General features: G+C 64.7%; 5 protein-coding genes. 2 read left to right on the forward strand and 3 right to left on the reverse strand.

Translation table 11 applies throughout. The features are described 5' to 3' along the window. Positions 1-9: 9 nt before the first annotated feature. Complete coding sequence (locus E3T54_RS10775; protein ID WP_092324095.1) at positions 10-1,650, forward strand: fucose isomerase; 1,641 nt, start codon at positions 10-12, stop codon at positions 1,648-1,650. 85 nt (positions 1,651-1,735) lie between these two features. Here the strand turns inward: E3T54_RS10775 and E3T54_RS10780 are convergent, their stop codons facing one another. From E3T54_RS10780 to E3T54_RS10790, 3 genes are all read right to left on the reverse strand, one after another. Next, positions 1,736-2,725: an ABC transporter substrate-binding protein gene (locus tag E3T54_RS10780; RefSeq protein WP_134475668.1), complete on the reverse strand. Its 990-nt coding sequence runs from the start codon at positions 2,723-2,725 to the stop codon at positions 1,736-1,738. A gap of 221 nt (positions 2,726-2,946) precedes the next feature. After that, positions 2,947-3,948: an ABC transporter permease gene (locus E3T54_RS10785; protein ID WP_241977174.1), complete on the reverse strand. Its 1,002-nt coding sequence runs from the start codon at positions 3,946-3,948 to the stop codon at positions 2,947-2,949. 20 nt (positions 3,949-3,968) lie between these two features. Next, a complete protein-coding gene (locus tag E3T54_RS10790; RefSeq protein ID WP_092324100.1) occupies positions 3,969-5,480 on the reverse strand; it encodes a sugar ABC transporter ATP-binding protein in 1,512 nt (503 codons plus the stop codon). A 261-nt stretch (positions 5,481-5,741) separates the two neighbouring features. Between E3T54_RS10790 and E3T54_RS10795 the strand changes: the two genes are divergently transcribed. Beyond that, positions 5,742-6,563: a sugar phosphate isomerase/epimerase gene (locus E3T54_RS10795; protein ID WP_241977175.1), complete on the forward strand. Its 822-nt coding sequence runs from the start codon at positions 5,742-5,744 to the stop codon at positions 6,561-6,563. Positions 6,564-6,700 lie beyond the last annotated feature (137 nt).

A 6,700-nucleotide genomic window follows, 5' to 3' on the forward strand; every position in this document is an offset into this window, starting at 1 on the left:
ACGCATCGAATGACCAGCTACACCCTTCCCGTCCCCCTCAGCCAGGCACCGGCGCCCGAGCACACAATCGTCACGGTGGCCAGCGGCGACCTCCGGCACAGCGCGAACGAGAAGTGCTGGCCGACCCAGCAGCGCCTCGAGACCGATTTCGCTGCGGCCGTGGAGGCGCTGGGCTGGGGCGTGCAGCGCGGGCACGCCGTCGACCCCGTCAAGGGTCACGGCTTCATCGACGGCCAGCGCATGGGCATCGAAGTCTTCAAGACGATCCCGGCCGACGCGCCTCTGGTCGTCGTCGAGGCCGTGTGGCAGTACAGCCACCACGTCCTGGCCGGCCTGCGGTCCCACCGCGGCCCCATCCTCGTCGTCGCGAACTGGGCCGGCGACTATCCCGGCCTCGTCGGCCTGCTCAACCTCACCGGCAGCCTCACCAAGGCCGGCGTGGCATACTCGGCACTGTGGAGCAAGGACTTCACGGATGAGTGGGCCGTTGCCAAGCTGCGGTCCTGGCTCGAGACCGGCGCGATCGAGCACGACCAGAGCCACGTGCGCGACCTCCCCGCCCTCGACCCGGCGAGCCCCGAGGTCGAGCTGGGCGTCGCGCTCGCCCGGCAGCTCCAGCAGGAGAAGGCCATCATCGGCATCTTCGATGAGGGCTGCATGGGCATGTACAACGCCATCATCGACGACGAACTGCTCAACCCGCTCGGCATCTACAAGGAGCGCCTCTCGCAAAGCGCGCTCTACGCCGAAATGAACCGGGTCAGCGATTCAGAGGCCGACGAGATCAAGTCCTGGCTGGATGCCGCCGGCTTCACCTTCCATTTCGGCCAGGACGAGGCCACGGAACTCACCCCCGCCCAGGTGCGCAGCCAGTTCAAGATGTACATCGCGGCGCTCCGCATCTCGGACGACTACGGGCTCGATGCCGTGGGAATCCAGTACCAGCAGGGGCTGAAGGACCTCGTTCCGGCCAGCGACCTGGCCGAGGGCCTGCTGAACAATGTCGAGCGGCCCCCCGTGTTCTCTCGCGACGGCGGCCGTGAGCTCTATGCCGGGCTCGCGCTGCCGCACTTCAACGAGGTCGACGAGGGCGTGGCCGTGGACGCCCTGGTGACCAATCGCGTGTGGACGGCGATGGGGCTCGATCCGGCCAACACGCTGCACGACGTTCGCTGGGGCGAGGAATACGACGGGGAGTTCGTCTGGGTCTTCGAGATCTCGGGCTCGGTCCCCGCCTCGCACAACGGGGGTTACGACAAGAGCTACAGCATGCGCCAGCCGGCGATGTTCTTCCCCCTCGGCGGCGGAACACTGAGCGGGGTGTCGAAGCCGGGCGAGATCGTCTGGTCGCGGGTGTTCATCATGGACGGGGTGCTCCACGTCGACCTCGGCCGGGGGCACGTGGCCGATCTCCCGGCGGAGGAGACGCAGCGCCGTCTCGACGCGACCGACCCGCAGTGGCCCATCATGCACGCGGTACTCGACGGCGTCTCCCGCGACCAGCTGATGGCCAGGCACAAGGCCAACCACGCCCAGGTCGCTTACGCGCCCGATGCAGACCTGGCCGATCGCGCCGTGCTCGCCAAGGCCGCCCTGTTCCAGGAACTCGGCGTCATCGTGCACCTCTGCGGGGATGTTGCCATTCGTTAGTCCCCCACCTGACAAGCCAGAGCCCCTGCCCCGACTAGTCGGGGCAGGGGCTCTGGCTTGTGCGCTCCTCGCGGAGGACGTGGTGTTACTTGTAGAGGACGGCAGCGATCTCGGCGTCTTCCATGTTGGTCTTGTCGTACCAGAAGAAGCCGGTGTCGATGACCTTCTCCGGGGTCTTGCCCTTGATGGCGTCGTAGGCAGCCTGCACGGTCTGCTCGCCGATACCGATGGGGTTCTGCGTGATCGCTCCGGCCATCATGCCGTTCGTGATCGCGTCGATCTGCGCCTGGCCGGAGTCGAAGCCGATGACGGTCAGGTCGCCGGCCTTGAGGCCCAGCTCGCCGACAGCGCCGACGATGCCGATGGCGGATCCCTCGTTGGTGCCGTAGAGGCCCTTGAGCTTCGGGTGCGCCGCGATCATGGCCTTGGCGATGTCGGCCGACTTCAGGTGGTCGCCGTCGCCGTACTGGATGTCGACGATCTTGATGTCCGGGTGGTTCTTCTTGATCTCCTCGACGAAGCCGTCACGACGCTCGACACCGGTGGAGTTGATCTGGCTGTGGCCGACAATGCCGACCTCGCCCTTGTCGCCGATCAGTTCGGCCATGTGGGTGGCCGCCAGTGCGCCGGCGCCGAGGCTATCGGTCTTGGCGATGCTCAGCGGGTAGTCACTGTTGCAGCCCGCGTCGAACTGGATTACGGGGATCTCGGCGGCCTCGGCCGCCTCCATCAACGGGATGCAGGCTTCGGGGTCGAGAGCGGCGTAGCCGATGGCATCCGGCTTCTTGTCGATCGCGGCCTGGAACATCTGCAGCTGGTTGTCAACCTCGGTCTCGGAGGCGGGGCCTTCGAAGGTGACCTTGACGCCGAGCTCCTTCGCTTTGCTCTCCGCACCCGTCTTGACGGCCTGCCAGAACTGGTGCTGGAAGCCCTTGGACACGAGGGCGATGTACAGCTCGTCGCCGCCGCCGTTCGCGCTGTCGTCGGTGGACCCGGCGCTCGTCGAGCAGCCGGCCAGCATGAGCGCAACCGCGGCAGCGGCGGCGACGAACGCGACCTTTTTACCTGTTTTCATCGAGTAACTCCATTGTTTGATCGGCGGCCAGCAGCACAGCTGACACCGCCACGATATCGATTTCGAGCGGCCAAACACAGCGATAATACATGCAGATACAGGATCGTTACCTAACGCGTATTCTCGGGGATGTAACCGATTTCAGGATCGGTTGAGGAAGGGCTGCCCGGCCTCTCGGGAAACGCAGCTCTTCCTGGCTTGTTGGGCGCCCGCGGCGCGGCCTAGGAGCCGGCCCTGCGCTGGCGGAGCGCGTCGGTGAAGACGGCGACCAGGATGACGGCGCCGACCACCACGTTCTGCCATTCGGTCTGGATCGACATGATGCGCAGGCCGTTGATGAGCACGCTCATGATCAGGGCGCCGATCAGGGTCCCCATGATCGACCCCCGGCCACCCAGGAGGGAGGTTCCGCCGATGATCACCGCGGCGATCGCCTGCAGCTCGTACCCGGCGCCGAGTTGCGGCTGGGCCGAGTTGAGCCGGGAGGCGATGACGACGCCGGCGATTCCGGTGAAGAGGCCGGCCACTGTGTAGATCATGATCTTCCACTTGCGGGTGTCGACCCCGGAGAGCCGGGTCGCCTCTTCGTTGCTGCCGATGGCGAAGGTGTACCGACCCAGGATCGTCTTGCTCAGCACGAGGTAGGCCGCTCCCGCGAGCGCGAACAGGATGAGCACGGCGTTGGGCAGTCCGGGGACGAGCGTGCCGAGCGCGATGTCCCGGAAGCCCTCGACGCTGCTGAAGTAGATCGGGCGGACGCCGGAGATGACGAGCGCGAGGCCCTGGGCGATCAGCATCATTGCCAGGGTGGCAATGAACGGGGGGAGCCGAAGCACGGCGATGTTGAACCCGTTGATGAAGCCCATCAGCGCTCCGGTCGCGATGCCGCCGAGCACGCCCACGACCAGGGGCAGTTGCATGTTCACCAGGAAGATCCCGGTCATCACCGAGGCGAGCGTCATGCCCGTTCCGATGGACAGGTCGATACCGCCCGTGATGATCACGAAGGTCGTACCCAGGGCGAGGATCCCGATCACCGCTGTCGAAAGCAGGATTCCGGAGATGTTGCTCCAGGTGAAGAAGGCGTCGTTGGCCAGGGAGAAGAAGGCCAGGAGGACGACCAGGGTGGCAAAGGCGAGGGATTGCTGGAGCTTGGCCCGGAGGAAGCTCTTGGTCGAACCCGCGGCGCGCCCATCGGGCTTCAGGGGGGACTTTTCCGTCACAGGAGATGCGTTCATTTGCTTCACTGCTCTTTCTCGTCGCCCATGCGGGTTGCGTAGTCCATGATTTTCGCCTGGCTGGCGTCTTCGTTATTGAGAACACCGGTGATGCGGCCGCCCGCCATCACGACGATGCGGTGGGAGAGTCGCAGAACCTCGGGAAGCTCGGAGGAGATCATGATGATTGATTTCCCCTGCGCCACGAGCTCGTTGAGCAGCCGGTAGATCTCTTCCTTGGCCCCGACGTCGATCCCTCGGGTCGGCTCATCGAAGATGAGGATGTCGCAGTCGCGCGCCAGCCACTTGGCGATGACGACCTTCTGCTGGTTGCCGCCCGACAGGTTCTTCGTGGTTGCGTGGATCGATGGCGTCTTGATCCGCAGTGCCTTCACGTAGTCCCGGGACGTCTGCTTGCCCTTATCGGTGTTCACGAAGCCGAAACGGTTCGTGTAGTCCGCCAGGGAGGCCAGCAGGATGTTCGTGTTCACGTCCTGCTCGAGCAGGAGCCCGAACAACTTGCGGTCCTCGGAGAGGTAGCCGACGCCGTGCGCCACCGCCTCGGAGGGCTGCGAGATCTTCACCGGCTTGCCGTTGATCTGGATGACCGTGCCCTCGGACGGGTCGGCTCCGATGATCGCCCGGGCGACCTCGGTTCGTCCCGCGCCCATCAGCCCGGCGAAACCGAGGATCTCGCCCCGGCGGAGCTCGAAGTTGATGTCCTTGAGGAGGTGGCGGGTGTTCAGCCCCTCGACCTTGAGCACGACGTCGTCGTGTGCGTGCTGGCGCGCCTCGGGCCGAGCGCCCTCCTCGATGTGGCGGCCCACCATCATTTCGATGATGGTCGGGATGTCGATCTCGGCCTTGTCGAGCGTGCCGATGTAGGCACCGTCGCGCAGCACCGTGACCCGGTCGGAGAGCCGGCGCAGCTCGTCCATCCGGTGCGAGATGTAGATCACGCCGGTTCCGGTCTTCTTGAGGTCCTCGATCAGGGCGAAGAGGGTTTCCGTCTCGGCCTCGGTCAGGGCGGAGGTGGGCTCGTCCATGATGAGCACCTTCGCGTCGAACGACAAGGCCTTGGCGATTTCCACCATCTGCTGCTTGGCCACCGTGAGGTTCTCAATGAGTTCCCGCGGGTCGAGGTCGATCCCCAGGCGCGTCAGAAGCTCGGAGGCGAGAAGGTTCAGGGCACGTGCCCGGACGAACAGCCCGCTCCTCGGCTCGCGTCCGATATAGATGTTCTGCGCCACCGTGAGGTGCGGCATCAGGTTCATCTCCTGGTGGATGATGCTGATGCCCAGTTCCTGGGCAGCCTTGGGGCTGTCGATCTCGACCTCACGGCCTTCGAGAACGATGCTGCCGGAGTCCTTCGAGTAAATCCCGGACAGGATCTTCATCAGGCTGGACTTACCCGCCCCGTTCTCCCCGACGAGGGTGAGAACCTCGCCTCGGTTCAGTTCGAATTGAACGTCTTTAAGCGCCTGCACGCCGGGGAAGCTCTTGCTGATCCCGCTGACTTTCAAAAGCTGGGTTGTCACACACTCACCTACTTCGTCGGAGGATGGATTTGGAAAAACGCGTGAGCATGATCATGCCACGAAAAACGTCAAAGATCCGACCAATCTGCGAAATCATTTGACCGGCGGTACAAGTTGTATCCTAATGTATCTATGCGTGCCGAATGGTAACAATGTGAATCCGAGCGGCCTCGCACCAGCACTCCCGAATCCCCAACGAAAGCGAGACTTCCCATGCAGATTGGCGCCCACGCTCTTGTTTTTACAGGGTCTTTCGACGAAATGGGTCTGACCCACGCCATCCGCGAAACCAAGAAAGCGGGCTTCGATCTGATCGAAATCCCGCTCATGGACCCGGCCGGATTCGACCGCAAGCTGGCCGCGCGACTGCTGAAGGACTATGACCTCGCGTCGACCGCGTCACTCGGCCTCAGCGAATCAACCGACCTAACGAGTCCCGATTCCGCCGTGGCAGCCGCCGGCGAGCGGATGCTCACCGACTGCCTCGAGATCGTGCACGCGATGGGCGGAACACACCTGTGCGGCGTGATCTACAGCGCGATGAAGAAATACATGGAGCCCGCGAGCGCCGCCGGACGGGCGTCCAGCGCGTCCGCCCTGAACCGGCTCGCCGGGCGAGCGGCAGACCTCGGCATCCACCTGTCCCTTGAGGTCGTCAACCGCTACGAGACAAACCTGCTTAACACCGGCCGCCAGGCGCTGGCCTTCCTCGACGAGGTCGACCACCCCAACGTCTCGGTGCACCTCGACACGTATCACATGAACATCGAGGAATCGGATCTGTTCTCCCCCGTGCTCGACGCCGCCGACCGGCTCGGCTACGTGCACATCGGCGAGAGCCACCGCGGGTACCTGGGTTCGGGCACCGTGGACTTCGACTCCTTCTTCCGCGCTCTGGCGCGAATCGACTACGACGGCCCCGTCGTCTTCGAATCGTTCTCCTCTGCCGTCGTCAACGAGGACCTGAGCCGGATGCTCGGGATCTGGCGCAACCTCTGGCAGGACTCCGGCGACCTGGCCGCCCACGCCAACACGTTCATTCGCGGGCGGCTGCACGGCGTCGAGTCCATCGCCCGGCACTAGCACGGGCAGCGTGGTGCTGACGGGCTGTGCTCAGCCGCGCGGAAGCGCGTTGCCGTCGGCGTCGAGGTAGTCGCGCCACGACCGCTTCGGGGTCCAGCCGAGCATGCGCTGCGCCTTCGCGCTGGAGATTCCCGAGG

The sequence above is a fragment of the Cryobacterium sp. Sr8 genome, assembly GCF_004403225.1.
Taxonomy (GTDB): Bacteria; Actinomycetota; Actinomycetes; order Actinomycetales; family Microbacteriaceae; genus Cryobacterium; species Cryobacterium psychrotolerans.